The sequence below is a fragment of the Nocardia sp. NPDC004718 genome (assembly GCF_053601535.1).
In genome coordinates this window covers 42,470-68,598 of record NZ_JBSGCA010000016.1, presented here as the reverse complement: position 1 = coordinate 68,598, position 26,129 = coordinate 42,470, and the positions used below count along the sequence as shown (strand labels likewise).

The 26,129-nt window shown below is 68.2% G+C and carries 24 protein-coding genes, 1 tRNA gene and 1 pseudogene; 16 read left to right on the top strand and 10 right to left on the bottom strand.

The features are described 5' to 3' along the window. Nucleotides 1-161: 161 nt before the first annotated feature. The 4 genes from ACWEH3_RS14810 to ACWEH3_RS14795 all read left to right on the top strand — a co-directional run bounded on the left by ACWEH3_RS14810 (nucleotide 162) and on the right by ACWEH3_RS14795 (nucleotide 4,022). On the top strand, nucleotides 162-914 hold the full coding sequence (locus ACWEH3_RS14810; protein ID WP_450016189.1) for an amino acid ABC transporter substrate-binding protein: 753 nt from the start codon (nucleotides 162-164) through the stop codon (nucleotides 912-914). 12 nt (nucleotides 915-926) lie between these two features. Beyond that, on the top strand, nucleotides 927-1,595 hold the full coding sequence (locus ACWEH3_RS14805; RefSeq protein WP_450016191.1) for an amino acid ABC transporter permease: 669 nt from the start codon (nucleotides 927-929) through the stop codon (nucleotides 1,593-1,595). 103 nt (nucleotides 1,596-1,698) lie between these two features. Beyond that, nucleotides 1,699-3,117: a pyruvate kinase gene (pyk, locus tag ACWEH3_RS14800; protein WP_450016193.1), complete on the top strand. Its 1,419-nt coding sequence runs from the start codon at nucleotides 1,699-1,701 to the stop codon at nucleotides 3,115-3,117. A gap of 92 nt (nucleotides 3,118-3,209) precedes the next feature. Then, the gene (locus tag ACWEH3_RS14795) at nucleotides 3,210-4,022 is read left to right on the top strand and encodes an acyl-CoA thioesterase (protein WP_450016292.1); all 813 of its coding nucleotides are present in this window, start codon (nucleotides 3,210-3,212) and stop codon (nucleotides 4,020-4,022) included. Nucleotides 4,023-4,031: 9 nt separating this feature from the next. Here the strand turns inward: ACWEH3_RS14795 and ACWEH3_RS14790 are convergent, their stop codons facing one another. From ACWEH3_RS14790 to ACWEH3_RS14775, 4 genes are all read right to left on the bottom strand, one after another. Then, nucleotides 4,032-4,418 (bottom strand): hypothetical protein, encoded by a 387-nt coding sequence (locus tag ACWEH3_RS14790; protein WP_450016195.1) that lies wholly within the window; start codon nucleotides 4,416-4,418, stop codon nucleotides 4,032-4,034. 192 nt (nucleotides 4,419-4,610) lie between these two features. After that, nucleotides 4,611-5,231, bottom strand: coding sequence for an arsenate reductase/protein-tyrosine-phosphatase family protein (locus ACWEH3_RS14785; RefSeq protein WP_450016197.1), 621 nt, complete (start codon nucleotides 5,229-5,231; stop codon nucleotides 4,611-4,613). Nucleotides 5,232-5,476: 245 nt separating this feature from the next. Further along, on the bottom strand, nucleotides 5,477-5,989 hold the full coding sequence (locus ACWEH3_RS14780) for a monooxygenase family protein (RefSeq protein WP_450016199.1): 513 nt from the start codon (nucleotides 5,987-5,989) through the stop codon (nucleotides 5,477-5,479). Nucleotides 5,990-6,214: 225 nt separating this feature from the next. After that, complete coding sequence (locus tag ACWEH3_RS14775) at nucleotides 6,215-7,000, bottom strand: amidohydrolase family protein (protein WP_450016201.1); 786 nt, start codon at nucleotides 6,998-7,000, stop codon at nucleotides 6,215-6,217. 95 nt (nucleotides 7,001-7,095) lie between these two features. Between ACWEH3_RS14775 and ACWEH3_RS14770 the strand changes: the two genes are divergently transcribed. Beyond that, nucleotides 7,096-7,485, top strand: a complete 390-nt coding sequence (locus ACWEH3_RS14770; protein WP_450016203.1) for a MerR family transcriptional regulator — start codon at nucleotides 7,096-7,098, stop codon at nucleotides 7,483-7,485. Nucleotides 7,486-7,591: 106 nt separating this feature from the next. Here ACWEH3_RS14770 and ACWEH3_RS14765 read toward each other — a convergent pair. Next, nucleotides 7,592-7,678 (bottom strand) — tRNA-Leu (locus ACWEH3_RS14765). A gap of 224 nt (nucleotides 7,679-7,902) precedes the next feature. On the opposite strand from ACWEH3_RS14765, the gene ACWEH3_RS14760 reads away from it, so the two are divergent. From ACWEH3_RS14760 to ACWEH3_RS14720, 9 genes and pseudogenes are all read left to right on the top strand, one after another. Next, entirely contained in the window at nucleotides 7,903-8,520 is a 618-nt protein-coding gene (locus tag ACWEH3_RS14760; RefSeq protein WP_450016205.1) for an ANTAR domain-containing response regulator, read from the top strand. 186 nt (nucleotides 8,521-8,706) lie between these two features. Further along, nucleotides 8,707-9,948: a branched-chain amino acid ABC transporter substrate-binding protein gene (locus tag ACWEH3_RS14755; RefSeq protein ID WP_450016207.1), complete on the top strand. Its 1,242-nt coding sequence runs from the start codon at nucleotides 8,707-8,709 to the stop codon at nucleotides 9,946-9,948. A gap of 93 nt (nucleotides 9,949-10,041) precedes the next feature. Beyond that, nucleotides 10,042-11,079, top strand: a complete 1,038-nt coding sequence (locus ACWEH3_RS14750) for a branched-chain amino acid ABC transporter permease (RefSeq protein WP_450016209.1) — start codon at nucleotides 10,042-10,044, stop codon at nucleotides 11,077-11,079. After that, on the top strand, nucleotides 11,076-12,494 hold the full coding sequence (locus ACWEH3_RS14745) for a branched-chain amino acid ABC transporter permease (RefSeq protein WP_355078247.1): 1,419 nt from the start codon (nucleotides 11,076-11,078) through the stop codon (nucleotides 12,492-12,494). The genes ACWEH3_RS14750 and ACWEH3_RS14745 overlap by 4 nt, the downstream gene beginning before the upstream one ends. Continuing rightward, nucleotides 12,491-13,447: pseudogene (locus tag ACWEH3_RS14740) on the top strand (ABC transporter ATP-binding protein); the annotation flags it as partial. The gene ACWEH3_RS14745 and the pseudogene ACWEH3_RS14740, both read left to right, overlap by 4 nt. Before the next feature lie 162 nt (nucleotides 13,448-13,609). Next, nucleotides 13,610-14,305: an ABC transporter ATP-binding protein gene (locus tag ACWEH3_RS14735; RefSeq protein ID WP_450016294.1), complete on the top strand. Its 696-nt coding sequence runs from the start codon at nucleotides 13,610-13,612 to the stop codon at nucleotides 14,303-14,305. A 276-nt stretch (nucleotides 14,306-14,581) separates the two neighbouring features. Continuing rightward, on the top strand, nucleotides 14,582-16,270 hold the full coding sequence (locus ACWEH3_RS14730) for a DUF885 domain-containing protein (protein WP_452358330.1): 1,689 nt from the start codon (nucleotides 14,582-14,584) through the stop codon (nucleotides 16,268-16,270). A 114-nt stretch (nucleotides 16,271-16,384) separates the two neighbouring features. Continuing rightward, nucleotides 16,385-19,129, top strand: a complete 2,745-nt coding sequence (gene polA / locus ACWEH3_RS14725) for a DNA polymerase I (RefSeq protein ID WP_450016211.1) — start codon at nucleotides 16,385-16,387, stop codon at nucleotides 19,127-19,129. A 200-nt stretch (nucleotides 19,130-19,329) separates the two neighbouring features. Further along, a complete protein-coding gene (locus tag ACWEH3_RS14720; protein ID WP_450016213.1) occupies nucleotides 19,330-19,824 on the top strand; it encodes a beta-class carbonic anhydrase in 495 nt (164 codons plus the stop codon). 69 nt (nucleotides 19,825-19,893) lie between these two features. Here the strand turns inward: ACWEH3_RS14720 and ACWEH3_RS14715 are convergent, their stop codons facing one another. Next, nucleotides 19,894-20,208 carry a DUF6191 domain-containing protein gene (locus ACWEH3_RS14715; RefSeq protein ID WP_450016215.1) on the bottom strand — a complete coding sequence of 105 codons (315 nt, stop codon included), beginning with the start codon at nucleotides 20,206-20,208 and terminating at the stop codon, nucleotides 19,894-19,896. Between the two features lie 426 nt (nucleotides 20,209-20,634). Here ACWEH3_RS14715 and ACWEH3_RS14710 point away from each other — a divergent pair, with 426 nt between their 5' ends. Beyond that, a complete protein-coding gene (locus ACWEH3_RS14710; RefSeq protein ID WP_450016217.1) occupies nucleotides 20,635-21,072 on the top strand; it encodes a 2-keto-3-deoxygluconate kinase in 438 nt (145 codons plus the stop codon). A 158-nt stretch (nucleotides 21,073-21,230) separates the two neighbouring features. Here the strand turns inward: ACWEH3_RS14710 and trxA are convergent, their stop codons facing one another. Then, nucleotides 21,231-21,602, bottom strand: a complete 372-nt coding sequence (gene trxA / locus ACWEH3_RS14705; protein ID WP_355078241.1) for a thioredoxin — start codon at nucleotides 21,600-21,602, stop codon at nucleotides 21,231-21,233. Nucleotides 21,603-21,649: 47 nt separating this feature from the next. After that, the gene (locus tag ACWEH3_RS14700; protein WP_450016220.1) at nucleotides 21,650-22,180 is read right to left on the bottom strand and encodes a 2'-5' RNA ligase family protein; all 531 of its coding nucleotides are present in this window, start codon (nucleotides 22,178-22,180) and stop codon (nucleotides 21,650-21,652) included. 79 nt (nucleotides 22,181-22,259) lie between these two features. On the opposite strand from ACWEH3_RS14700, the gene ACWEH3_RS14695 reads away from it, so the two are divergent. Beyond that, nucleotides 22,260-23,354 (top strand): isocitrate/isopropylmalate dehydrogenase family protein, encoded by a 1,095-nt coding sequence (locus ACWEH3_RS14695; protein WP_450016222.1) that lies wholly within the window; start codon nucleotides 22,260-22,262, stop codon nucleotides 23,352-23,354. A gap of 3 nt (nucleotides 23,355-23,357) precedes the next feature. Here ACWEH3_RS14695 and ACWEH3_RS14690 read toward each other — a convergent pair whose 3' ends face one another. Together ACWEH3_RS14690 and ACWEH3_RS14685 are read right to left on the bottom strand one after the other, a co-directional pair. Further along, nucleotides 23,358-24,689, bottom strand: a complete 1,332-nt coding sequence (locus tag ACWEH3_RS14690; RefSeq protein WP_450016224.1) for a diacylglycerol/lipid kinase family protein — start codon at nucleotides 24,687-24,689, stop codon at nucleotides 23,358-23,360. Continuing rightward, nucleotides 24,689-26,101 (bottom strand): hypothetical protein, encoded by a 1,413-nt coding sequence (locus ACWEH3_RS14685; RefSeq protein ID WP_450016226.1) that lies wholly within the window; start codon nucleotides 26,099-26,101, stop codon nucleotides 24,689-24,691. The genes ACWEH3_RS14690 and ACWEH3_RS14685 overlap by 1 nt, the downstream gene beginning before the upstream one ends. Between the last annotated feature and the right edge of the window lie 28 nt (nucleotides 26,102-26,129).

Sequence of the window (26,129 nt, the reverse complement as noted above, 5' to 3'; positions counted from 1 at the left end):
GGAGGCGGGGATACCCGCTTCCCGGTCGTTCGGGCGAAATCAATGAGCACAACCTTTCCGAGCGTGGTGATCGCGATACTGTCGCGCGCACGGGTCCGGGCGTAGCATGACCGGACTCGCGTGCCGTGTGTGGAGTTCCACGCACCGAAGAGAGGATTTCCGTGCGTCGCAAGCTGTTCGCCGCCGCCATGCTCGCCATCGTCGCCGCCACCGGACTGAGCGGGTGCGGTGACAGCGACCCGAACGTTCTGAAGGTCGGCACCGAGGGCACCTACGCTCCCTTCAGCTTCCAAGGCTCCGACGGCAAACTCACCGGTTATGACGTGGAGGTGATCAGGGCGGTCGGCGACAAACTCGGCAAGAAAGTCGAGTTCGTGCAGACCCCGTGGGACGCCATCTTCGCGGGCCTGGAATCCAAGCGCTTCGATCTGGTGGCCAACCAGGTGACCGTGAACGACGAGCGCGCGGTCAAGTACGCGCTGTCGGCGCCCTACACCACATCGGCGGGCGTGATCGTCACCCGCGCCGACAACAATGCCGTCACCGGCCTCGCCGATCTCAACGGGAAGACCTGCGCGCAGTCGGCCACCAGCAACTGGAGCAAGGTCGCCACCGACGCGGGTGCGAAGGTCGAGGCCGTAGAGGGCTTCGTACAGGCCATCCAGCTGCTGAAGAACGGCCGCGTGGACGCCACCGTCAACGACAACCTCGCCGTCGCCGAATACACCAAGAAGACCGGCGACACCAGCGTGAAGATCGCGGGCCGGACCGGATCGGTGAGCAAGCAGGCGTTCGCCGCGCGCAAGGGCGAGGCGCTGATCACCGACGTGGACAACGCGCTGAACCAGCTGCGCGCCGACGGCACCTTGGCGAAGATCTCCGAGAAGTATTTCGGGACAGACGTCAGCCAGTAGCCGACATCGTTCATGGACGCCGCCACCCGGGACCTCATCTGGCACAACCTGTGGCCGATGCTGCAGGCCACCGTCACCGAGACCCTTCCGCTCACCGCCGTCAGCTTCGCCATCGGCCTGGCGCTCGCGTTGTTCGTCGCGCTGGCCAGGATGTCGCCGGTGCGGCCGCTGTCGGCGGCGGCCCGTTTCTACATCTCGATCATTCGCGGGACACCGCTGCTGGTGCAGCTGTTCATCGTGTTCTACGCTCTGCCGCAGTTCGACATCGTGATCGACCCCTTCCCCGCCGCGGTGATCGCGTTCAGCCTCAACGTCGGCGGATACGCGGCCGAGGTGGTGCGAGCCGCCATCCTCAGCGTCGCCACGGGACAGTGGGAGGCGGCGCAGGCGCTCGGCATGTCGTACCCGATGATGCTGCGGCTGATCATCCTGCCGCAGGCCGCGCGCATCGCCGTGCCGCCGCTGTCGAACACCTTGATCTCCTTGGTGAAGGACACCTCGCTGGCCTCCACCATCCTGGTGACCGAGCTGCTGCGCGTCGCCCAGCTCGCCGCCGCCCCCACTTTCGACTTCTTCGCGCTCTACGGGGTCGCGGCGCTGTACTACTGGGTGATCTGCCTGATCCTCGGGTTCGGGCAGACCCGGCTGGAAACGAGGTTGGCCCGTCATGTCGCTCGCTGAATATCCGTTTGTACCTGCTATGGAGCTGTCGTTCATTTTTTTCACCAAGGATTCACCATGGCCACGGCGGGACCTGCCCACCGAGCGGGACTAGGCTCTACCCGTGATGCGACGGACGAAGATTGTGTGCACGCTCGGACCGGCCACTGCCACCGAGGACCGTATCCGCGAACTCGTCGAGAGCGGCATGGACGTGGCTCGGCTGAACTTCAGCCATGGCGAGCACGCCGACCATGCCGAGAACTACAAGAAGGTGCGTCAGGCCTCCGACCACCTCGGCCGCGCGGTCGGCATTCTCGCCGACCTGCAGGGGCCCAAGATCCGCCTCGGCCGCTTCCTGGAAGGCAGGACCGTCTGGGCGACGGGTGAAGAGGTCCGCATCACCGTCGACGACGTCGACGGGACCCACGACCGCGTGTCCACCACCTACAAGGAACTCGCGCAGGACGCCAAGCCCGGTGATCGCCTGCTGGTCGACGACGGCAAGGTCGGCCTCATCGTCACCCGCGTCGATGGCAACGACGTGGTCTGCCGGGTCACGGAGGGTGGGCCGGTCTCCAACAACAAGGGCGTGTCACTGCCGGGCATGGACGTGTCGGTCCCCGCGCTCTCGGAGAAGGACATCGAGGACCTGGAGTTCGCGCTGAAGCTCGGCGTGGACTTCATCGCGCTGTCGTTCGTGCGGTCCCCGTCCGATGTCGAGCTCGTGCACGACGTGATGGACCGGGTGGGCCGCCGGGTGCCGGTGATCGGCAAGCTGGAGAAGCCGGAGGCGATCGACAACCTGGAGGCCGTCGTCCTGGCCTTCGACGCGGTCATGGTCGCGCGCGGCGACCTCGGTGTAGAGCTGCCGCTGGAGCAGGTGCCGATCGTGCAGAAGCGCGCCATCCAGATGGCCCGCGAGAACGCCAAGCCGGTCATCGTCGCCACGCAGATGCTGGAATCGATGATCGAGAACTCCCGCCCCACCCGTGCCGAGGCCTCCGACGTGGCGAACGCGGTGCTCGACGGCGCCGACGCGGTGATGCTGTCGGGTGAGACCTCGGTGGGCAAGTACCCGATCGAGACGGTGCGCACGATGGCGCGCATCGTGCACGCGGTGGAGACCGAGTCGACCCGGGTGCCGCCGCTGACCCACGTGCCTCGCACCAAGCGCGGCGTGATCTCCTACGCCGCCCGCGACATCGGCGAGCGGCTCAACGCCAAGGCGCTGGTCGCGTTCACCCAGTCGGGCGACACGGTGCGCCGCCTGGCCCGCCTGCACACCCCGCTGCCGCTGCTGGCGTTCACGCCGCTGCCGGAGGTCCGCAGCCAGCTGGCGCTGACCTGGGGCACCGAGACCTTCATCGTGCCGACCGTGAGCAGCACCGACGCGATGATCCACCAGGTGGATGTAGCACTTCTGTCGATGGAGCGATACCAGAAGGGTGACCTGGTGGTCATCGTGGCCGGGTCGCCGCCCGGTACCGTCGGTTCCACCAACCTGATCCACGTTCACCGAATCGGTGAGGAGGACCATTAGTGAGTGCTTCCCTGAGTAGCCCCGTCGACGTCGCGGACGGCACGCAGCGTTCCGACCTGGATGTGCTGCTTGCCCTGCTCGATCTCGAGCAGATGGACGAGGACGTGTTCGTCGGCCAGCACCCGGAGAAGGTGTGGAGCCGTACCTTCGGCGGTCAGCTCGTCTCGCAGGCGATCATCGCTGTGGGCCGCACGGTCGGCGACCGGCCGGTGCATGCGGTCAACGCGCATTTCGTGCGCGGCGGCGATGTGAAGAAGCCGATCGAGTACCGGGTGGACCGTCATCGCGACGGCCGGGCGTTCGCCAACCGCACGGTCACCGCCAGCCAGGACGGCCAGGAGCTGTTCGTCATGCTCGCCGCGTTCCAGGACTGGGGCACGGGACTCGAGCACGCGCACGCCCAGCCGGAGGTGCCGGACCCGGAGACGCTGCCGCGGGTCGAGGAGAGCTTCGAAGGCTTGGAGGACAAGCTGGAGATGTTCGTCAAGGCGCCGCATCCGATCGACATGCGCTACACCAACGATCCGGCGTGGATCCTGAAGGGCACGGGGGAGCGGCTCAACCACAACCGGGTGTGGATGCGCGCGGACGGCAGGCTGCCCGACGATCCGCTGATCCATGTGGCGACGCTGGGTTACTCGTCCGACACCACGGTGCTGGACTCGATCATCACCACCCATGGGCTGTCATGGGGCCTGGACCGCATCGTCGCGGCCACGGTCAACCATTCGATCTGGTTCCACCGCCCGTTCCGTTTCGACGAGTGGGCGCTGTACTGCACCGAATCGCCGGTGGCCGCGGGCTCCCGTGGCCTGGCGACCGGCCGCTTCTACTCCCGCAGCGGCGATCTGCTGGCCACCACGGTGCAAGAGGGACTCATCCGCCACTTCCCCGCGCGGCGCTGAGATCCGGGGTTACAGCAGTTCGAGATCGCGATCGATGTCGAGATCGACGTCGGTGCGTTGCGACGCGCGGATCGAGACCGGGATATCCGCTCCCGGCTCGGTTCGCGCCAGCCCTGAGATGCGCTGTAGCAGCTGGCGTTCCAGTGTGGCCATGTGATCGTCGGTCAACTGGTCGGGTGCGCCGACCAGACTGAGCGCGATCTCGTAGGTGCCGCGACGGTCCGAGCGGTCGCCGGGCGGGTCCGTGGGGCAGCGGCTCTCGAGGGCCGCGTGGGCCGGGTCGTCCGCGTCGACCGGCAGGGTGAAGCGCCAGGCGAACACGTCCCGGTCGGTGAGGTGGTCGTCGACCACTTCGCGCACGGTGTCGACGACGCGTTCGAGAGTTTCCGGTGTCACATAAACATGGAGCGAAACATCCGAAATGCGTTTCGGCATGTCTGATTCCTGTCCTGTGTCGAACCAGCAACGGCGGAGAGTGTTGTCCGGCGGGAGTTTAGTGCGTCCGACGCGGAAATGAACACAGCCCGTTGATAACAGGTTCGATACGCGACGGCTCCGTGCGCTGTCGTGTACGGTTTTCGCCGGTGGTCACCGGGTGCGTTGGGCGGCGAGGAATGTCGCCAGCGGCGCCGGTGCGCCGCCGGGGCGGATCACCAGTCCACGGCGCTCGTCGTGCGGCCAGCGCGGCTGCTCGTGCGGGGCGAGCGCCAGCAGCAGCGGCACCAGCGCCTCGGCGATGCGGTCGCCGACCTCGCAGAACGCCTGCGGGGACAGCCCGATCGGGTCGGCGATGTTCTCCCGGCCGACCAGCGACAGATCGTTGCGCGCCCGGTGCAATTCGGCGACCGTGCGCGCGCCGGTGACGTGCGCGATGCGATGGGCCTCCGGCAGCGTGAAGGTGCGCGCTCCGGCGCCGAAGGCCAGGTCGACCACCTGGTCGCGGATCTGCTCGGTCATCGTGAGCACCAGGTCGGCCTTGTCGACCAGCTCCGGCTTCAGGCGACGTGCCCGGAAGTTGCTCGCGTCGGCGCCGAGCCCGGTGATGGTCTGCGCGGCCAGTGGCTCGACGGGAAATCCCACCAGCGCACGGGTTCCCGCGCTTTCGGCGGTGAGGTAGGGAAGATCGTGTTCGACCGCGAGGGCGCGCGTGAGCCGCTCGGCGATCACCGAACGGCAAACGTTGCCGTTGCAGACGAACAAGACGTGCATACCGATAACGATAAACGGCGCAGAGGCTATCAGAAGGGCATGAGTCGTTAGTCCCACATGTGGGAACAACAAATTCATCTGCTCGTAGCGCGCCGTACACGAAGTACGCCGCTTCCGGCCTCTGGCCTGCGACGTAGGTCACTGCGACGAGTGGTGCTGTTCGATTCTCCTCATGGCTGTACCCCGGCGCGCACGCATTCGAACGCTGCATTGTGATTGCTTCGTGATATGACAGCGCGCGCAGACTACTCGGATTCGCCGCCGTAGTAAACGTTTTCGCTCACCACGGGCTCGACATCGGCGGGTCTGCCCTGAACACGTCCGCGGGTGGAGAACCGGTGACCGCGAGAGGCGACGACGGGTGCGAAGCGCGCGAGTCCGCTCGCTGGGTCCATGTCGTCGTACATGGCGTCGATGCCGCCGCGGGCGAAGTAGGCCTCGTGCCAGAAGCCGGTGCCGCCGGAGTCGCGCAGGAACTTCTGCCACCAGTCCCGGTGTGGTGCCGTCCGCGTCCAGGCTTCGAGGCTGTCGAGATCGCGCCAGTACTGCCGCGCGCCCCAGTGCGGCGGGAACAGCGCCCACACGAGATCTTCGTGCAGCAGCAACCCGTCCGGACGATCCTTGTGCGAGCGATAGAGTTTCGGCCCCAGCCCGAGCAGCCGCAGCATCCCCCGAGGCCGCCGCACCCGCATGCCGATATAGATGACCACCAGATCCGGATACTCCGACAGATCCACGGTGGTCCTGTTCACTCGCATTGCATACCTCCGCTGGCCCCGGATGTCGAATGCCGCCATACGGGACAACGATTCGACACTCGGATCGGTTCGATGAGGACGCATGCTCGCCTTCCGCGACAGCGCCCCGGCCGTCGAGTACCCGTTGCCATCTGCTGGTACACGGTTGGCTGCGACAGTGGCCAGGGCGTATCGATCACGGCTTCGGCGGGTGTCGGCGGTAGCCATCGCAGTGACCGGTCGGTGTCAGAGTTCCAGTAGTCCGGCGAGGGTTCCGCCGAGGACGCGTTCCCGCACTTCGCCCGAAGCGGTGACGCGTTCCACCGTAGCGCGGGCCAGGAAGGGGTCGCCGTAGGGGGCGTCCGAGCCGAACAGAGTGCGGTCGGGAATCTCGTCGATCGCGAGCCGAACAGCGAATATGACGTTGGCGGTGGACAGTTCCAGGTACATGTTCGGAATTTCGCGGACCAATTCGATGGCCGCCAGCCAGTTGAGCCCGCCCATCTGGCTGATGATCAGCGGAACGGTCGAATGCCGACGTGCGAGGTCCGCCAGAGTTCTCAAGTCCCGGGCCGTGGTCGGGGCGAATCCATGGACCACCACCGGCAGACCCCCGTGGTCGGCGGCGGCTCGCAGAACCGGTTCGATCCGCGCCGCGTTGTCGGGCTGTGGTGTCAGTTCGCCGATGCCGCGCAGCCCTCGGCCGACCACCTCGCGATACACGTACTCGGCGATCTCCGACGCGGGCAGATCGAGCCGCACCGTGCCGAAGCCGATGAAGCGATCGGGATATGCCGCGAGCGCCGCGTCGAGTTCCTGCCACGCCAGGCGGTAGCTGTCGGCGTCTTTCCCGCGCCCGTCGAGGGCGGCGGTCAAAACGCTCATCTCGTTTCGGAGCGACACGAGATCGGTCGCCCGTTCCGGATGCGGACGTGTGGCGAACAGCACCGCCCGGTCCACTCCGGCTTCGTCCATGAGTTCGATATGAGTCCGCACCGGGTCGTGAACATGGCTGTGCGCGTCGATGATCAAGGGGTGCCTCCCGTGGAGTTCGAGGAATAGGGCCGCGGGTGCAGTGTTGAAGGTTGACGCAGTGCAAGGTCAAGAGATCGGGAGTGAAGTCGCTGATGTTGATCGGAGAACTGGCCGAACGCACCGGCGCCAGCGAACGTCAGCTGCGCTACTACGAACATGCCGGCTTGCTCACACCGCGGCGGCAGGCCAATGGCTACCGCGACTACGACCGCACCGCGGAACAGACCGTCCGGCAGATCCGGGCCTTACTGGCCGCGGGCCTGTCGACGCGCTTGGTTCGACAAGTGCTGCCCTGCGCTCTGGACGAGGGCTCCCTGCGTCCTTGCCCCGGGGTACTGGACAAGCTGCGCACCCAGCTGGTTCGGCTCGATCACCGCGCGACCGAGCTGGCGCAGGCCAGGGAAACCCTTCGCGGGGTGATCAGAACCGCCGAAGACGCCGAAGCGCGGCAACCACGGCCGACGGCGATGCCGGACGTCTAGGCGGAGGCGTGGCCGTGGCATCACGTGGTGTGGCACCGCGCTTGCGCTCGGCGGGGGCCGCGTGACGGGATCAGGGAGCGGCGATCGCAGAAATTGCGTTCCACCTTGGTGCCGAGTGTGGGACTCGAACCCACACGTCCTTTCGGACAACGGTTTTTGAGACCGTCGCGTCTGCCAGTTCCGCCAACTCGGCGCACCGGGTGGAACTATAGCGGGTCGGGTGGCGTGGACGGAAATGGGTTGGCCCGAGCGGCGCGGAGGCGCGGTTTGCGCAGGGTATATGCGTTCTATGCCGAAGTGAAAGGTACTCTTTACATCACTCGACAGCCCGAAGGATGGCCGGAGCTCGCGCCGTGCGAGCGCGGCTTTCCTTTGGTTGGGTCGGGTACAGGGCATCGGAACCAGAGGGGTCTACCTATGAGCACAGCAGCTGGGGGCGCCGGCACCAAGAAGGACGCCGGGACGAAGCGGGTCGTCGTCGCCGAGGACGAGGCGCTCATTCGCATGGATCTGGTCGAGATGCTGACCGAAGAGGGCTATCAGGTGGTCGGCGAGGCGGGTGACGGCCAGCAGGCGGTGGACCTCGCCGTCGAGCACCGGCCCGATCTGGTCATCATGGACGTGAAGATGCCGCGCCGTGACGGGATCGACGCGGCGGCGGAGATCGCGTCGAAACGCGTTGCCCCGGTGGTCATCCTGACCGCGTTCAGTCAGCGCGATCTGGTGGAGCGGGCGCGTGACGCGGGTGCGATGGCCTACCTGGTGAAGCCGTTCACGAAATCGGATCTGGTGCCTGCCATCGAATTGGCCGCCAGTCGCTTCCACGAGATCACCGCGCTGGAGAGCGAGGTCGCGAATCTCGCCGAGCGACTCGAGACGCGCAAGCTGGTGGAGCGTGCCAAGGGTGTGCTGATGCAGACGCAGGGCCTTTCGGAGCCGCAGGCGTTCAAGTGGATTCAGCGCACCGCAATGGACCGCCGCACGACGATGAAGGCGGTCGCCGAGGTAGTGCTGGAGAACCTGACCCCGAAGTGACGGCGCAGTTCGCGGGAAAATTTACGCGAACGAAACGTAGTCGTGAACAAGAATTCGAAACGATGTCGCGCGCATGATCCGAATGTGATGCGGAACTAACGTACCGACGCTATGTTCTGACCGGGCTGATGTGAGTCGGCCTCCTCGGCGAACCCGGGGGAGCACAGAACTTAGATGAGGTGAAACGTGCTTAGTTCGACATGGCGCAGGCGCTCGACGCGAGCTGTTCTGGCCGTCGGCGCCGCCGCCGCGCTGGTGCTGACGGGTTGTAGCGACAAATCCACCAGCAGCGGTTCGGATTCCTCGGGTACCAACGGGGCGGGCGGCCTCTCCATCCAGCCGGTACTGCAGGTCGACCAGCAGGGCAAGGAAGTGCCGAAGGCCGACGCGGCCACGGCGGCCGATCCCGCGGGCGACGGCAAGGCGACCTGCGCGCCGGGCACGGCCATCGCGATGGCGGGTGCGCTGACCGGCCCCGACGCCGCGCTCGGCATCAACATCGTCAACGGCGTCAAGCTGGCCCTGGACAAGCACAACAAGGCCAACCCCGGCTGCAAGATCGAGCTCAAGCAGTTCGACACCGAGGGCGATCCGCAGAAGGCCACCCAGGTGATCCCGCAGATCGTCAACGACCGCTCGATCATCGGCCTGGTCGGTCCCGCCTTCTCCGGCGAGACGAAGGCGACCGGCAAGATCCTCAGCGACGCGGGCCTGGTCTCGGTCACGTCGTCGGCGACCAACGCGACGCTGACCGAGAACGGCTGGACGACCTTCTTCCGCGGTCTGGCCAACGACGACGTGCAGGGCCCCTCGGTGGCGAAGTACCTGGTCAACAGTGCCGGCTACAAGAAGGTCTGCGTCATCCAGGACAACACCGACTACGGCACCGGCCTGGCGAAGTCCATCACCGACGGCCTTGGCGCCGCTGCCGACCCGGCGTGCGCGGCCAGCATCAAGAAGGGCGACAAGGACTTCTCCGCGACGGTCACCAAGGTGGCGGCGGCGAATCCGGACGCCATCTTCTACTCCGGCTACTACTCCGAGGCCGCGCCGCTGGCCCAGCAGTTGAAGTCCGGTGGCGTGAAGGCGGTCTTCGTCTCCGCCGACGGCACCAACGACCCGCAGTTCGTCGCCCAGGCGGGCAGCGCGGCCAAGGGCGCGAAGCTGTCGTGCCCGTGCGGTCCCGCCCCGGAGAAGTTCGCCAAGGACTACGAGGCGCTCAACGGTCAGGCGCCGGGCGTCTACTCGGTCGAGGCCTACGACCTCACCACGATCCTGGCCAAGGGCATCGACGGCGGGAAGGTGACCCGCCCGGACCTGCTCGACTATGTGCGGACGTACGACGGTGCCGGCCTCGCGCGTCAGTACAAGTGGAACCCGAACGGTGAACTGTCGAACGCGCTGATCTGGGTGTACGAGGTCAAGTAGCCCCGGATCCCGGGCGCACGGCACGTACGGGGATTCGGACGAATCCCCGTACGTGCCGTTGTTCGGTGGGCGAATGGATGAGGGCAGAAATAAATGAAACAAACGGCATTGGCCGCCGGGGTACAACTCGCGGCCGGCTCGGTCGACTTCAACTACGAGGGGCTGATCGATAATTTCTGGCGGCTGACCGTCGACGGCGTGACCTATGGCGCCATCTATGCCTTGGTCGCCGTGGGCTACACCTTGGTGTACGGCGTATTGCGGCTGATCAATTTCGCCCATTCGGAAATTTTCATGCTCGGGTTGTTCGGCCAGTTGATCGGATTGATGATCTTCGGATTCACGGCGGGCCCCGACGCCTACACCCAGGGCGTGGCGCTCACGGTCGTGTACCTGGGTTTGGCGATGGTGGTGGGCATGCTCGTATCCGGCGGCGCGGCCGTCGGATTGGAGCGGGTGGCCTATCGTCCGCTGCGCAAGCGCGGCGCCAAGCCGCTGGCCTTCTTGATCACCGCGATCGGCATGTCGTTCGTCCTCCAGGAACTGGTGCACTTCGTGTTGCCGAAGATCCGCCCCGATCTCGGCGGCACCAACGCGCAGCAGGCCATCCGGCTCGTCGAGCCCACCGTGCAGTTCAGTTTCGGCGGCGCGGAGGTCACCAACATCATGCTGCTCATCGTGATCGCGGCCGTGGCGCTGGCGATCGTCACCGAAGTCCTGATCAACCGGACCAAGTTCGGGCGCGGTATCCGCGCCGTGGCGCAGGATCCCGACACCGCGACACTGATGGGCGTTTCGCGGGAGCGGGTCATCATGCTGACCTTCCTCATCGGCGGTGTGCTCGCGGGCGCGGCGGCGATGCTGTACACGCTGAAGATCCCGAACGGGATCATCTACTCCGGCGGATTCATCCTCGGTATCAAGGCGTTCAGCGCCGCGGTGCTCGGCGGCATCGGCAACCTGCGCGGCGCGCTGCTGGGCGGTCTGGTGCTCGGCGTGGTGGAGCAGTACGGCCAGATGCTGTTCGGTACCGAGTGGCGTGACGTGGTCGCGTTCGTGGTGCTCGTTCTGGTGCTGATGGTTCGCCCGACGGGCATCCTCGGCGAGAGTCTCGGAAGGGCGCGCGCATGACCGACACGACCACGACGGCGTCCACGCCGGACCCCGCGCGCCGCGGCCTCGGGGACGCGATCCGGACCTGGTGGGACGGCTTGAGCAGGCCCGCGCAGTGGGGCGTCGGCGTCCCGATCCTGCTCCTGCTCGCCTTGCTCCCGCTGTTCCCGCCGCCGCTGCTGAACACCCCCTCCTACAATTTCGGCCTGGTGATGGCGCAGGTCGCGATGTACGCGCTGCTGGCCATCGGCCTCAATGTCGTGGTCGGGCAGGCGGGCCTGCTCGATCTCGGCTACGTCGGCTTCTACGCGGTCGGCGCCTACACCGTAGGCCTGCTCACCAGCCCCAACAGCCCGTGGAACCAGACCGACGGCGGCTGGCTCGATCCGAAATGGGCCTGGCTGGCGTGCCTGCCGATCGCGGTCGCCGTGACCGCGGTGTCCGGTCTGATCCTCGGTTCGCCGACGCTGCGCCTGCGCGGCGACTACCTGGCGATCGTGACGCTGGGCTTCGGTGAGATCGTCCGGTTGCTCGCGGAGAACCTCACCGAGATCACCAATGGCAGCCTCGGCCTGTCGGGTGTCGCGTATCCGCACGTCGGCGAGTCCGCGAGCAGGCCGGAAGGCGTGTTCTCCGGCGGCAACAGCGGCAATCCGGACAGCGCCGACCTGCTCGACCGCGCCGGCTACGGCACCTATTGGTACTGGCTCGGCATGGTGCTGGTGGTGATCGTGCTGCTGCTGGTGGGGAACCTGGAGCGCAGCCGCGTCGGCCGCGCTTGGGTCGCCATCCGCGAGGACGAGGACGCGGCCGAGATCATGGGCGTGCCGACGTTCAAGTTCAAGCTGTGGGCGTTCATGATCGGCGCCGCGGTGGGCGGCATGTCCGGCGCGATCTACGCCGGACAGGTGCAGTTCATCAATCCCACCGGGTTCAACATCATCAACTCGATGCTGTTCCTGTGCGCGGTGGTCATCGGCGGGCAGGGCAACAAGCTCGGGGTGATCTTCGGCGCGTTCGTCATCGCCTATCTGCCCGCCCGGTTGCAGTCGGTGAACCTGGTGAGCAACGAGTCGACCGGGTACGTCCTGCTGGCGATCGATGTGGCGGTGTTCGTCGCGCTGATCGTCGCGTGGCGGCTGTGGTCGGGCCGGCTGAGCGTGTGGCCGCGGCGCGGCGTGATCACCGCGATGGTGGTGACCGGCGTGCTGGCGTTGCTGCTGCTCGGCAGTGTGCTGCTGTTCCGCAAGGGCGGCGCGCAGTCGCTGGGCGACCTCAAATATCTGTACTTCGGCATCGCGTTGGTGGTGATGATGATTCTGCGTCCGCAGGGTCTGTTCCCGGTGCGGCAGAAGCTGCTCACCTACGGCAGGCAGGTGTACCAGGCCGTGCGCAGACCGGCCCCCGTCGAGCCGATCGGAGCGGGCCGATGACCGGGCCGGGTGCGGGCGACGCGCTGTTCGACAACGAGGACATGGCCGCGGGCTACGCTGCCGAGCCACAGGCCGAGTCCGCGGGCACGGTCGACGTCACCCAGGTGATCCCGGAACTCGCCGACGCGGAGACCGTCGCGGAAGTGGTCGCCCCGCGCCGCGAGATCGAGACCGCGGTGGGTGAGCCGCTGCTGCGGACCGAGGGCCTCACGGTGCAGTTCGGCGGGCTCACCGCGCTGGACCAGGTGAGCTTCGAGATCCGCCGCGGCGAGATCCTCGGTCTCATCGGACCCAACGGCGCGGGCAAGACCACGTGCTTCAACGCGATCACCGGCGTCTACCAACCCGCCTCCGGACTGGTGTACTTCGACGGCAAACCGCTGACCAAGACCAAGCGCAACGCGATCACTCGCCTCGGCATCGCCCGCACGTTCCAGAACGTGCGCCTGTTCGGTGAGATGACCGCGCTGGAGAACGTCGTGGTCGGCACCGACGCGCGGCACAAGACCTCGGTGCCGGGCGCGGTGTTCCGGACGCCGCGGCATCGGCGCGAGGAACGCGACGCCATCGAGCGCGGTATGGCGCTGCTCGAGTTCGTCGGGATCGCTCCGCGCGCGGTGGAGAAGGCGCGCAACCTCTCCTACGGCGACCAGCGTCGCTTGGAGATCGCTCGTGCGCTGGCCACCGAGCCGAAGCTGCTGTGCCTGGACGAGCCAGCGGCCGGGTTCAATCCGAGCGAGAAGTCCGCGCTCATGGACCTGATCCGCAAGATCCGCGACGACGGGTTCACCGTGCTGCTCATCGAGCACGACATGCGGTTGGTCATGGGCGTGACCGACCGGATCGTGGTGCTGGAGTTCGGCCGCAAGATCGCCGACGGGCTCCCCGGGGACATCAAGGACGATCCCGCCGTGATCGCCGCGTATCTCGGCGTGCCGGACGCCGAAGCTGCCGAAACCGGTTCCGCCACAGCCGAAGACGGCGCGTCCGGGGATGTCGCGCCGTCCGGGCCCGAGCCGGAGGCGATGCCGCTCGCCAAGGCGGCGGTCACCGAGCCGGTGGCGGAGACGGCACGCGAGACCGCAGCGGGCACACCGCTGCTCGAAGTCGAGGGCATGGTCGTCAACTACGGCAGGATCCAAGCGCTGCACGGGATCTCGCTGACCGTCGCGGAGGGCGAGCTGGTCACCCTGCTCGGCGCCAACGGCGCGGGCAAGACGACCACGATGCGCGCGATGTCGGGACTGCTGCCGTTGGCGCGTGGCCGGATCCTGTTCGAGGGTCGCGACATCACCCAGATGAAGGCGCACGAGCGGGTGCTGCACGGGTTGATCCAAGCGCCGGAGGGCCGGGGCGTCTTCCCCGGCATGACGGTGCAGGAGAACCTCGACATGGGCTGCTACGGACGAAGTTTCAAGCAGAAGGCCGAGTACGACCGGACCTTGGAGTGGGTGTTCGAGCTCTTTCCCCGGTTGCTGGAGCGGCGCAAGCAGGTCGGTGGCACGCTCTCCGGCGGTGAGCAGCAGATGCTGGCCATCGCCCGCGCGCTGATGGCGCGGCCGCGGCTGCTGCTGCTCGACGAACCGTCGATGGGGCTGGCGCCCATGGTGATCCAGCAGATCTTCCGGATCATCGGCGAGATCAACCAGCAGGGCACCACGGTGCTGCTGGTGGAGCAGAACGCGCAGCAGGCGCTGGCCCGCAGCGACCGCGCCTACATCATGGAGACCGGTGAGGTCACCAAGACCGGCCGCGGCGCGGAATTGCTCACCGATCCCGCGGTGAAATCGGCGTATCTCGGCGTGGGCTAGGCGTACCTCCGCCTTCGCTCCGGCCATGCGCGGGCTGAGGACGGACTCCGTCCGACGGCGCCCGTTAAGGCGTACCTCCGCCTTCGCTCCGGCCATGCGCGGGCTGAGGACGGACTCCGTCCGACAGCGCCCGTTAGGCGTACCTCCGCCTTCGCTCCGGCCATGCGCGGGCTGAGGACGGACTCCGTCCGACCGCACCGATCAGGCGTACCTCCGCCTTCGGGCGGCTTCGGCGGGCTCGCGCCGAGTCCGGTGCCGCGCGGCCCGGCTCGAGGCATGATCGTGACCATGGATGGTCACGACGAGCTGATGAGCTTGGCCGAGCGGTACTGGGACAGCGTCCTCGAGGCGGCGCCGAGCGAGGCGACCCTGCTCGGCGACCGCCGCTTCGACGATCGGATCGAGGATCTGTCCATCGACGCCGAACAGCGGTTGCTGTCGACCTGGCGCGATCTGCTGCGCGCGGTCGACGCGCTCGACGCCGAGGGGTTGAGCCAGGGCGACCGCATCACCCGCAGCTTGCTGCGCACCGAATTGAGCGGCGCGGTCGAGCATCTGGAGTGGCGGCCGTTGGAACTGGCCTCCGACCAGATGAACGGCGTGCACGCGGGCGCGCTGATGGTGGCGCCGCAGACGAACGCGCCGCGGCCGGAGCACGCGCTGGCGCTGGTACGCCGCTACCGCCAATTCGGGGACATGCTCGGCCAAGCCGTGGAGCGGTTCCGCGCGGGACTGGCCGCGGGCCGCACGCCCGCCCGGATCGCCATCGAGCGCTCGCTCAATCAGCTGGACGGCTACCTGGATTCCGACGTGGCCGCCGATCCGTTCGTCACCTTCGCCGGTCCGGAGGGCTGGGACGGCGAGGCCGCATGGCGTTCGGAATTGACCGAGGTGACGCGGGATGTCATCCGGCCGGCGTTCCGGGTCTACCGCGACGCGTTGTACGACGAACTGCTGCCCGCCGCGCGTCCCGACGACCAGCCGGGCCTGTGCTGGCTCGGCGCCGACGGCGAGGACATCTACCGGCGGCTGCTGCGCCACCACACCACGCTGCCCGATCTCGGCGCCGACGAGATCCACGAACTCGGCCTCGCCGAGCTGGCGAAGCTGCGTGAGGAATACGCGACGGTGGGCGCGCGCCTGTTCGGCACCGGCGATCTCGGTGCGATCTTCGGTCGGCTGCGCGACGATCCCGCGCTGCGTTACGACGACGCCGAGCAGATCATGTTCGAGGCCCGCCGCGCCCTGGCCGTGGCGACCGCCGAAATGGGGAACTGGTTCGGGCGCCTGCCGAAGGAGTCCTGCGACATCGTCCCGGTGCCGGAGTTCCTGGCCGCGGATTCGCCTGCGGCGTATTACTTCCCGCCGGCCGCTGACGGGTCCAGGCCGGGCACGTATTTCGTCAACCAGCACCATCCCACCGGCCGTGGGCGCTTCGAGACCGCGTCGGTGGCCTACCACGAGGCGATCCCCGGTCATCATCTGCAACTCACCATCGCCAACGAACTCGACCACCTGCCGCGTTTCCAGCGCCAGTCCTTCGCCAACACCGCCTTCGTCGAGGGCTGGGCGCTCTACACCGAGCGGCTTGCCGACGAGATGGGTTTGTACGAAGACGATCTGGGCCGCCTGGGCATGCTGGCGGGCGATTCCTGGCGCTCCTGCCGGTTGGTGGTCGACACCGGCCTGCACGCGAAAGGCTGGAGCAGGCAGCAGGCCATCGACTTCATGGTGGCCAACGCGCCGGTCGGGCTGGCCGAGATCACCGTGGAGGTGGACCGCTACATCGCGATGCCGGGGCAGGCGGTCGGCTACAAGATCGGGCAGCTGGAAATCCTGCGCCAGCGGGTGGCGGCCACCGAGCGGCTCGGCGCGGACTTCGACATCAAGGCCTTCCACGACGTGGTGCTCGGCTCCGGATCGGTGAGTCTGCCGGTGTTGCGGGAACTGGCGGGCACACTGTGACGGCGCGGGGCGCGACGGTACTCGCGCCCCGCGGACCGGTATCCGGTCCCGGCGGCTCCGGCTGCCGGGTGTCGGCGTATCGCCTTGTCGGTGCCGGTCCCTAGACTCTGGGGCGTGAGTTCACCCACGACCGCTCCGCGTCCTGCCCCCGCGTCCGGCTCCGGCGATCCCGGCTCGGGAGACCGGCCGACGCTGCTGTTGCTGGACGGGCATTCGATCGCCTATCGCGCGTTCTTCGCGCTACCGGCGGAGAATTTCAAGACGGTCACCGGGCAGACCACCAACGCGGTCTACGGCTTCACCGCGATGCTGATCAACCTGCTGCGCGACGAGAAGCCGACACACGTGGCCGCGGCGTTCGACGTGTCGCGCCAGACCTTCCGCGCCGAGGCGTATCCGGAGTACAAGGCCAACCGCACCACCACGCCGGACGAGTTCCGCGGGCAGGTGGAACTCACCAAGGACGTACTGGGCGCGCTGGGCATTCCGGTGATGGCGATCGAGGGCTTCGAGGCCGACGACATCATCGCCACGCTCACCACGCAGGCGACGGCCGCGGGTTTCCGCGTGTTCATCGTCACCGGCGACCGGGACTCCATCCAGTTGGTGAACGAGAACGTCACGGTGCTGTACCCGCGCAAGGGCGTTTCCGACCTCACCCGGTTCACCCCTGACGAAGTGATGGCCAAATACGGCCTCACGCCCAACCAGTACCCCGACTACGCGGCGCTGCGCGGCGATCCGAGTGACAACCTGCCCGGCATTCCCGGCGTGGGGGAGAAGACCGCGGCCAAGTGGATCCGCGAGTACGGCGACCTGAACACCCTGGTCGAGAAGGTCGACCAGGTGAAGGGCAAGGTCGGCGACGCGCTGCGGGCCAATCTGAGCAGCGTGGTGCTCAACCGGCAGCTCACCGAGCTGATGCGGGAGGTCCCGCTGCCGTACACCCCCGATCAGCTGGCGCAGGGGCCGTGGGATCGCGAGAAGATCCATCAGCTGTTCGACGATCTCGAGTTCCGCGTGCTGCGCGACCGGCTGTTCGAGACGCTGGCTCCGCCGGAGCCGGAGGCGGAGGCCGGTTTCGAGATCAGCGGCGGCGCGCTGGAGATCGGCGCGGTCGCGGACTGGCTCGCCGAGCACGCGAAAGCCGGTGTGCGCCATGGCGTCTCGATCCTCGGCACCGGCTCCCCGGCCGGCGGCGACGTTCGTGCGCTCGCCATCGCCGCGGGTGACGGCGAGAGCGGCTACATCGACGTCACGGTGCTCACCCCTGAGGACGAGGCGGCGCTGGGCGCCTGGCTGGCCGACCCGGCCGTGCCGAAGGCGCTGCACGAGGCCAAAGCCGCCCTGCACGCCCTGCGCGGCCGCGGCTGGTCCCTGGGCGGGCTGACCAGCGACACCGCACTGGCGGCGTATCTGGTCCGCCCGGGTCAGCGCACGTTCAACCTCGACGACCTGTCACTGCGCTACCTGCACCGCGAGTTGCGCGCCGAGACCGGCGAGACGGCGCAGCTGTCGCTGCTCGACGACGAGGACGCCGTCGACGCCGAGCTGGCGCGGGCGCAGATGCTGCGCGCGCGTGCCGTCGCCGACCTGGCCGACGCGCTCGACGGAGAACTGGCCCAGATCGAGTCCACCCCGCTGCTGGCAGACATGGAGCTGCCGCTGCTGGGTGTGCTGTCCACCTTGGAGGAAGCGGGCATCGCGGTGGACACCGACCAGTTGGCGACGCTGCAGCGGCAGTTCGCCGACCGGGTGGCCGAGGCGGCGGAGGCGGCCTACGAGGTGATCGGCAAGCAGATCAACCTGGGCTCGCCCAAGCAGTTGCAGGTGGTGTTGTTCGACGAGCTGGACATGCCCAAGACCAAGCGCACCAAGACCGGCTACACCACCGACGCGGACGCGCTGGAATCGCTCTACGAGAAGACCCAGCACCCCTTCCTGGAGCATCTGCTCACGCACCGCGACGCCACGCGCTTGAAGGTCACCGTCGACGGCCTGCTCAAATGCGTCGCCGAGGACGGTCGCATCCACACCACCTTCAACCAGACGATCGCGGCCACCGGGCGGCTGTCCTCCACCGAACCGAACTTGCAGAACATCCCGATCCGCACCGACACCGGCAGGCAGATCCGCGACACCTTCGTGGTCGGCTCCGGGTACCAGTCGCTGATGACCGCCGACTACAGCCAGATCGAGATGCGGATCATGGCGCACTTGTCCGGGGACGAGGGCCTGATCGAGGCGTTCAACTCGGGGGAGGACCTGCACAGCTTCGTCGCGTCGAAGGCCTTCGACATCCCGATTTCCGAGGTGAGCCCGGAACTGCGCCGCCGGATCAAGGCGATGTCCTACGGCCTGGCCTACGGGTTGAGTTCCTACGGTCTGTCCGCGCAGCTGAAGATCAGCACCACCGAGGCGAAGGAGCAGATGGAGGTCTACTTCGCCCGCTTCGGCCGCATCCGTGACTATCTGTACGAGGTGGTGGAGCAGGCGCGCAAGGTCGGCTACACCGAGACGCTGTTCGGCCGCCGCCGGTACCTGCCCGATCTGGATTCCAGCAACCGGCAGCGCCGGGAGGCCGCCGAACGGATGGCGCTCAACGCGCCCATCCAGGGCACCGCGGCCGACATCATCAAGGTGGCGATGATCAACGTGCACCGGGCGATGCGCGAGGCGGGTTTGCGCTCCAGGATGCTGTTGCAGATCCACGACGAACTGCTGTTCGAGGTCGCCGACGGCGAACGGGAGACGCTCGAGGCGCTGGCGCGCGAGCAGATGTCCGCCGCGATCGCCCTCTCGGTGCCGCTGGAGGTCTCCGTCGGCGTCGGCCGCAGCTGGGACTCCGCCGCGCACTGACCAGCGCGGGCGCACCGCACCGACATGCCGGGCCTCACCGCACGGGCCCGGCACCAGGTATCCCGAGAGCTATCATCGGGCCACCGCGCGCAAGTAAACGAATCACGGTGAACGGGACCCATGTCCCGTGCCGCGCGGCCACCTACCGTGGGGCTGGTCACACATAGGGATTCACGCATACCGAGCGCAGGGGATGGCCCATGACTGTCACCGATGAGTACCTGGAGAACAACGCGGCGTACGCAAGCACCTTCCAAGGCCCGCTGCCGCTGCCGCCCGCGAAGGGCGTGGCCGTGGTCGCGTGTATGGACGCCCGGCTCAATGTCTACGGCGCGCTCGGCCTCGCCGAGGGCGAGGCGCACGTCATCCGCAACGCGGGCGGCGTCGTCACAGCCGACGAGATCCGCTCGCTGGCCATCAGCCAGCGGCTGCTGGGGACCAGGGAGATCATCCTGATCCACCACACCGACTGCGGCATGCTCACCTTCACCGACGATGACTTCAAGGCGAGCATCCAGGAGGAGACCGGCATCAAGCCCGAGTGGTCGCCGGAGGCTTTCTCGGACCTGGAAACCGATGTGCGCCAATCGATCGCGCGCATCGTCGCCAGCCCGTTCGTGCCGCACAAGGACTCCATCCGCGGCTTCGTCTTCGACGTCGCCACCGGAAAACTGAACGAGGTTCTGCCCCGATAGGGACGAATTTCACACTGCGCCAGTGAGATCCGGGTGAAGTCACCCGGATCTCACTGCGTCGTAGCGTATTCACGAGAGCTGCCGCACGATCAGGCGCGCCGATCCGGCGCAGAGATCCACCTCGTCGCGGGGTGGCGCGCCGTCGGATGCGTCCTCCCGATGCATCCGAGTCGTCATCCGCTGCTCGAACTCGTGGTGCTTGCCGCCTTGGAAAGCCGCCGTGACCTCTTCGAACCCCGCCGCCGCGACCGGAAGCCCCGACCGATTGCGAGTCCAGGGCAGCGCGCGGCCGCCGGTGAGTTCGTTCCAGGCGACTTCGGCGAAGGCGAACAGGATGAGCAGGACGGCCAGACCCGGAATGGTCATCGCCACGAGGAGACCCATGTCACCGACGCTACCCTTGCCCTGACCGCACCGCCCTGAACTGCACGTTTGATACTCGCCGGTAGACAATTCGGGCATCGAATGTGGTTGCTATTGCGCCGCGATGTCCCTATCCTCGATGCCGTGCCGAATCCCGCCGACCGCCGCAACGCAGCGCTCCTTGTCGCAGACCGCGACAGCGCTGTGCTTTCGGCGTCGCTCATCGGGCCCTCCGTGGCAACGCAGGCTACCGCCTTCGTGTCCGAGGATCGCGCCGAGCTACTTCCGCTCACCGCGATGGTGGCGTCGCTTCCCCGAGTCCTCGTAGTAGCCCGCCGTAGCGGGGTCTGATTCGGGCCGGCCCCCTCGCTGCGGGCATTTCCACTTGTTAGTGCTGGTCCCCTCTGTCAACTGAGCCACGACATTCTTCGGGAAGACCTACTTTCAATGACCATCCTGACTCTTGATACAGACATGTTCCAGGCCGCCGCGCCCAAGGGCCTACGGGCCGAAGCCACGGGGCTGACCTCGGCGGAGTTTCACAGCCGTTACTGCGCGCACGGCGGTCCGATCCGGCTCGGCGAGTGGTCGCCCGCGGGCGCCAGGACCGCGGAGTTCACCGCCACGCTGGAGTTCGCCGGGCACCTGCGGACCGTCGTGGCCACCGGCAGCCCCGTCGCGGCGATGACCTCGGCCCTCTACGAGGAGGGCTACCCCGTCGAGATCCTGCAATTCCACCAGCGGCGCACCGCCGAGGGCACCGCCACCTTCGTGCAGTGCGAATGCGACGGCAGGCGCGGCTGGGGCGCGGCGATCGCGGACGACGGCGCCGAGTCGACGGTCCGCGCCATGATCGCGGGCGTCAACCTGCTCGGCGCGTCCTGACATCGGGTCATTCGACCTCGGGGCGGCGGCCTGCCGCCCCGGGGTCCGCACCCGGCCCCTGACGTGCGACAGGCCCGGACACGGACTGCCGCTTTCACGTCCGTCCCCGGGCCCGGGTGAATTCCGTTGTGGCGCAGTGCCGCACAGCGCCACGCGAACTACTGTTCGGCCTTCTGCTGCTCGGCGAGCTGCTTGCGCACCTCGTCCATGTCCAGCGCCTTGACCTGGGTCACCAGATCCTCGAGCGCCGCGGGTGGCAGCGCGCCGGGCTGCGCGAACACCAGCACGCCCTCCCGGAAAGCCATGATGGTCGGGATGGAGCGGATGTTGGCAGCCGCCGCGAGGCCCTGCTCGGATTCGGTGTCGACCTTTCCGTGCACCACATCGGGGTGCTTGGTGGAGGAGGCCTCGAAAGTCGGTGCGAAACTCTTGCACGGGCCGCACCAATCGGCCCAGAAATCGACGAGTACCACGTCGTTTCCGGTGACTACCTCATCGAAATTGTGCTGGGTCAGCGTCTGGGTGGCCATGACGTCCTCTCGTTTCGGTGTGCCTGCTACAACGCGGGCTGCCTCGGTTATCTTCCACGACGGATCCGGCCGACCGGCCATTCGCGCCGCTGATCCCCGTCCCATCGACGGATACCCAGCACTGTCGCGGGGAAATCCCGGTCCCGCGCGACGGCGTGGATGGCCTCGCCGAGCTGGTGCGGGGGCACCCGCCTGGCGAGGGTGATGTGCGGGGTCCACGCGTCCGGATGCAGGTTGGCCGGAACGCCGGGACACGGGGAGATCGTGTGGAAGATCCGGCGGTGCAGGGCGAGCAGCGCCTCGGACGGGACCACCATCCGCACCAGGATGGGGCGGCGGGCGCCGAAGACCACCAGCCCGCCGAGCCGCACGGGGATCGGCGTGAAGGCCTGCTCGTCCAGCGCCTGCTCGATGCGCGGCCAGATCTGCCTGGCCACCCCGGCGGTGATGTGCGGGCGGTTGGACTCGTCGGTGCGCGCGGCGAGGCTCGGCACGCCTGCTTCCGTCAGCAGTTGCCACTGGCGGCGGATCTCCGTGTCGGCGGCCTCGTCGAGGAGTAGTTCGACCGACTGCACCATGGTCTCCCGAAGGTAGCCGCCACCGGCGTGTCCGCGGGCCGGTTCCGGCGGCCGGGCGCGCCGGCGGGAGGATGTCCCGGTGAACGACGTGAAGCGACCCCGGGGGCACCGGGCACTGCGACTCGGCCTGATCGACGGCGACGGCATCGGCCCCGAGGTGGTGCGATCCGCCAGGCAGGTCGTCGACGAGGCGCTGTCCGCGGCGGGCGCCGCCCCGGTCGAGTGGGTGCCGCTGGCCATGGGACACCAGGCCATCGCCGAGTTCGGCACTCCGCTGCCCGAGCAGACGCTCGAGCAGCTGGCCGCTGTGGACGCGTGGATTCTCGGCCCGCACGACAACGCGTCCTATCCGGCCGAACATCGCGTCGCGCCGGGCGGGGCGATCCGCAAGCATTTCGACCTCTACGCCAACATCCGTCCCGCCCGGGCCTTCGCGGGTGTGCACGCGGCGGCGCCGGATATCGACCTGGTGATCGTGCGGGAGAACAGCGAGGGGTTCTATGCCGACCGCAACATGTTCGCCGGGTCGGGGGAATTCCGGCCGACGCCGGACATCGCGATGTCGGTCGGACTGGTGACCCGGGCCGCCTGCGAGCGGATCGCGCATCAGGCGTTCCGGCTGGCCGCGACCCGGCGCAAACGGGTGACGATCGTGCACAAGGCCAATGTCCTGCCCCTGACCATGGGCCTGTTCCGCGACGTCTGCCGTGCGGTCGGCCAGGATTACCCGGGAATCGAGGTCGACGAGGAACACGTCGACGCGGCGGCCGCGCACCTGGTCCGCGCCGCCTCCGACTACGACGTCCTGGTCACCGAGAACCTGTTCGGCGACATCCTGTCCGACCTGGCCGGTGAGTTGAGCGGATCGCTCGGGCTGGCCGCGTCGCTCAACTGTTCGGCCACCACGGCCATGGCGCAGGCGGTGCACGGCGCGGCCCCTTCGCTGGCCGGGCACAACCGGGCGAACCCGGTGGCGCTGCAACTGTCGGCGGCGATGCTCTTGCGCTGGCTGGCGACCCGGGACGCCGAGACGCCCCTGGCGCGGGCGGGCGAGCGGATCGAACGCGCCGTCGCCGCGACCTTCGAGGCGGGCATCGCCACCGCCGACCTCGGCGGACTGGCATCCACCAGCGAATTCACCGAGCAGGTGTGCGCCAGGGTGCATCGCAGGTAGCGGTCAGCGAAATTCGCGCGGCCCGGCCAGTTCTCGCAACCGCGCCCAGTTCAGCGTCGGTGGCGGCACCCGCGTGCCCGGCCGCGTCCGCGGCACCCGCACCCGCAGAGCGCCGGGCGAGATCGCGCAGCGCACCGGCGTTTCGAGGCGGAGGGATTCGCCGTCCACACCGACCGGGATCTCGGCCCGGTCCGCGTCGACGACCACCTCGGTGGCGGTGAACCGCGCCAGGCCGCGATCGTGCGCCCGCCGCAGCAGGCCCACCGCTTGGCGCGTGCTCGCCACCGTGACCGTCACGACGCCGAGCAGGCCCGCGTCCAAGCGGGCGCGGCGGCCGAGGCCCGCGAGATCGCCGGTGGCGTAGGGGCCGTTGCTGACCAGGACCGCCTGGGGCCCGTCCACGGACACGTTGCCGATGCGCGCTCGCAACCCGATGTCGGAGCCACGTCCGAGCAAGTCGGGCAGCAGGCGCAACACGGTCCCTGTCTTGTCGTTGCGATACTGCGGACTCCGCACCACCTCCGCGTAGACGCCGAAGGAGGCGTTGTTGACGAACGTGCGCCCGTTGACGGTGCCGAGGTCGACCAGGATCTCGACACCGTCGCGCAGCGCATCCAAGCCCGCGGCCGGATTCTTCGTATCCAGTCCGAGATCCCGCGCGAAATGGTTTCGCGTACCGGCGCCGATCACCACGAACGGAAGCCGGTGTTCCGCGGCGACCGCCGCGACCGAGGCCTGCGTTCCGTCGCCGCCCGCCACGCCGAGGAGGTCGGCGCCCCGCTGAACCGCTCGCCGGGCCAGCGCGGCGACATCGATCGGATGCGACCCGGACAGCAGCGCCACTTCGGCACCGAGTTCCCTGGCCTTACGTGGCAAGTCGAACTCGACCACCTTGCCCCCGCCGGAGCGGGGATTCATCACCAGGAACGGGTGTTGTGCCGGGGCGGCGGGGAACTCGGGCAGTCGCGACTCCCCGGGATCGTTCCGCAATGCCCGCCGTGCGCACGCCACGGCCACCGCTACCAGGGCGCCGGAGACCAGCGCCACCCACAGCTGACGCTCCCGGACGAAGAGAAGCACCACCGCGACCGGCGCCAGGATCGCCAGAGCCGCCGAAGCGACCCGCAGCGCGCCACGGTTGACCAAGGACCAGTAGATTCCGGCGACGCCGACCGCGACACCGCCCGTCGCGGCGACCAGCAAGGTGAGCAGGCCGAGCAGCCCGGCCACCGCGAGTGGCAGCACGGCCGCGGCGATCACGGCGGCGAATGCCGCCCTGGCCCACCACTGCCGAGCCATCGGCGGCTGCGCCGAGCGGCGCTCGGCTCCCGCCATCACGTACCGGTCCCGGCCGGGGCCCCGTCCTTCGGCTCGGGCTCGGCCGGTTGCTGCCAGGCCCGAGCGGGGCGAATCAACAGCTCCAGCAGGAGCAGCGCCAGCAGCGCACCCAGGACGATCCACACCACCACGAGACCGGTGGGATAGCGCCAGAACACCAGCAACAGCGCGGCGATGCCGATGATCGCGCAGCGCAGCGCGGTGCGCGCCCGGAAAGCCCAGGTCTCCACGGGGTTCGGTGGACGCGATCGCCGCAGTCGCTGTACCGCGTCCATGGCACGCCCGAAATCGCGGCGCACCACGGTGGCCGAGGCCGAGCCTCCGGTGAGGTAAGCGCCCACCGCGATCACGAGACCGAGCACGGCGACCCCGCGCAGCGCGGTCCGCAGCGGAACCAGCACCGTGTCGATGAGGACGGTGGCCGCGTCCGGGGACAGCACATCGGGCGGCATTCTGTCCAGATACATCGCGCGCGCGATCATCAGCGCGATCGCCAGGATCAGCATGCCCACGGCAAGCGCGAGCCCCACGAAGGCCAGGGCGCGGCGGCGACGGCCGACGGGTGCCGCGGCGATCGCGGCCACAGCGGCCGCGATCGTCACCCACGGCAGCACTGCCGAAGCTTTGTCGAGATTGTCGACCGCCCGTTGCGCCCGTACCAGTTCCGGCGACCGGAACAACACGAACTGTTTGTCGACCGCGGGGATCTTCTCGGCGAACGTGAAGCCGCGATCGATCAGCCGCGCCTTGACGTTCTCGATCACGGTCCGCAGCGAGAGGCTCACCGTGCCGTTCTCGTCGACGGTCACCGACTGCGGGCCGACGTGGCCGGTCAGCACCCCCACCAACGAGGTGTGGGCGGCGCGGTTGGCTTGCACCCACAGATCCTCGAACTGGTCGCTGTGCACGAACGACAGCACGGTGTCGTTGACGAAGCCGCGGGCCTGCTGCGTGATCACCGGCGCCAGACCCTCGACCGCCCGGTCCACCCGAGGCCGGTTCGCGGTCGCCGGAACCGCGTCGGTCAGCGCGGCCAGGGCATCCGCGGTCAGGCCCTGAATGTCGACGCGAGCGAAGATCTCGTCGGTGACCGTGTCGGCCACCTCCGTCTGCAGCGCCGGATCCGACCCCAGCGGCGCCACCGTGCTCAGGTACCGGTCGGTGTCGAGGATCTCGCCGCGCACGAACCGCGCCAGCACCGTGGTGATCGCCAGGACCGCGACCAGCACCGACAAGACCGCCACCGCGGTCCACCGCCACGCATGCCGCGGTGGCCGCGACACCCGCGGCGGCGCACCGCGCACCTCCGTCCGCAGCGCGGCGACCTCGGCGCGAAGGCGCTCGAGCTCAGCTCGTTCGTCGGCGCTCAGCCGACTTTCGGGTGCATTGTCCCTCGCGTTGGAATCCATGGGTTCCTCACTCCAGGAACGGATTCGG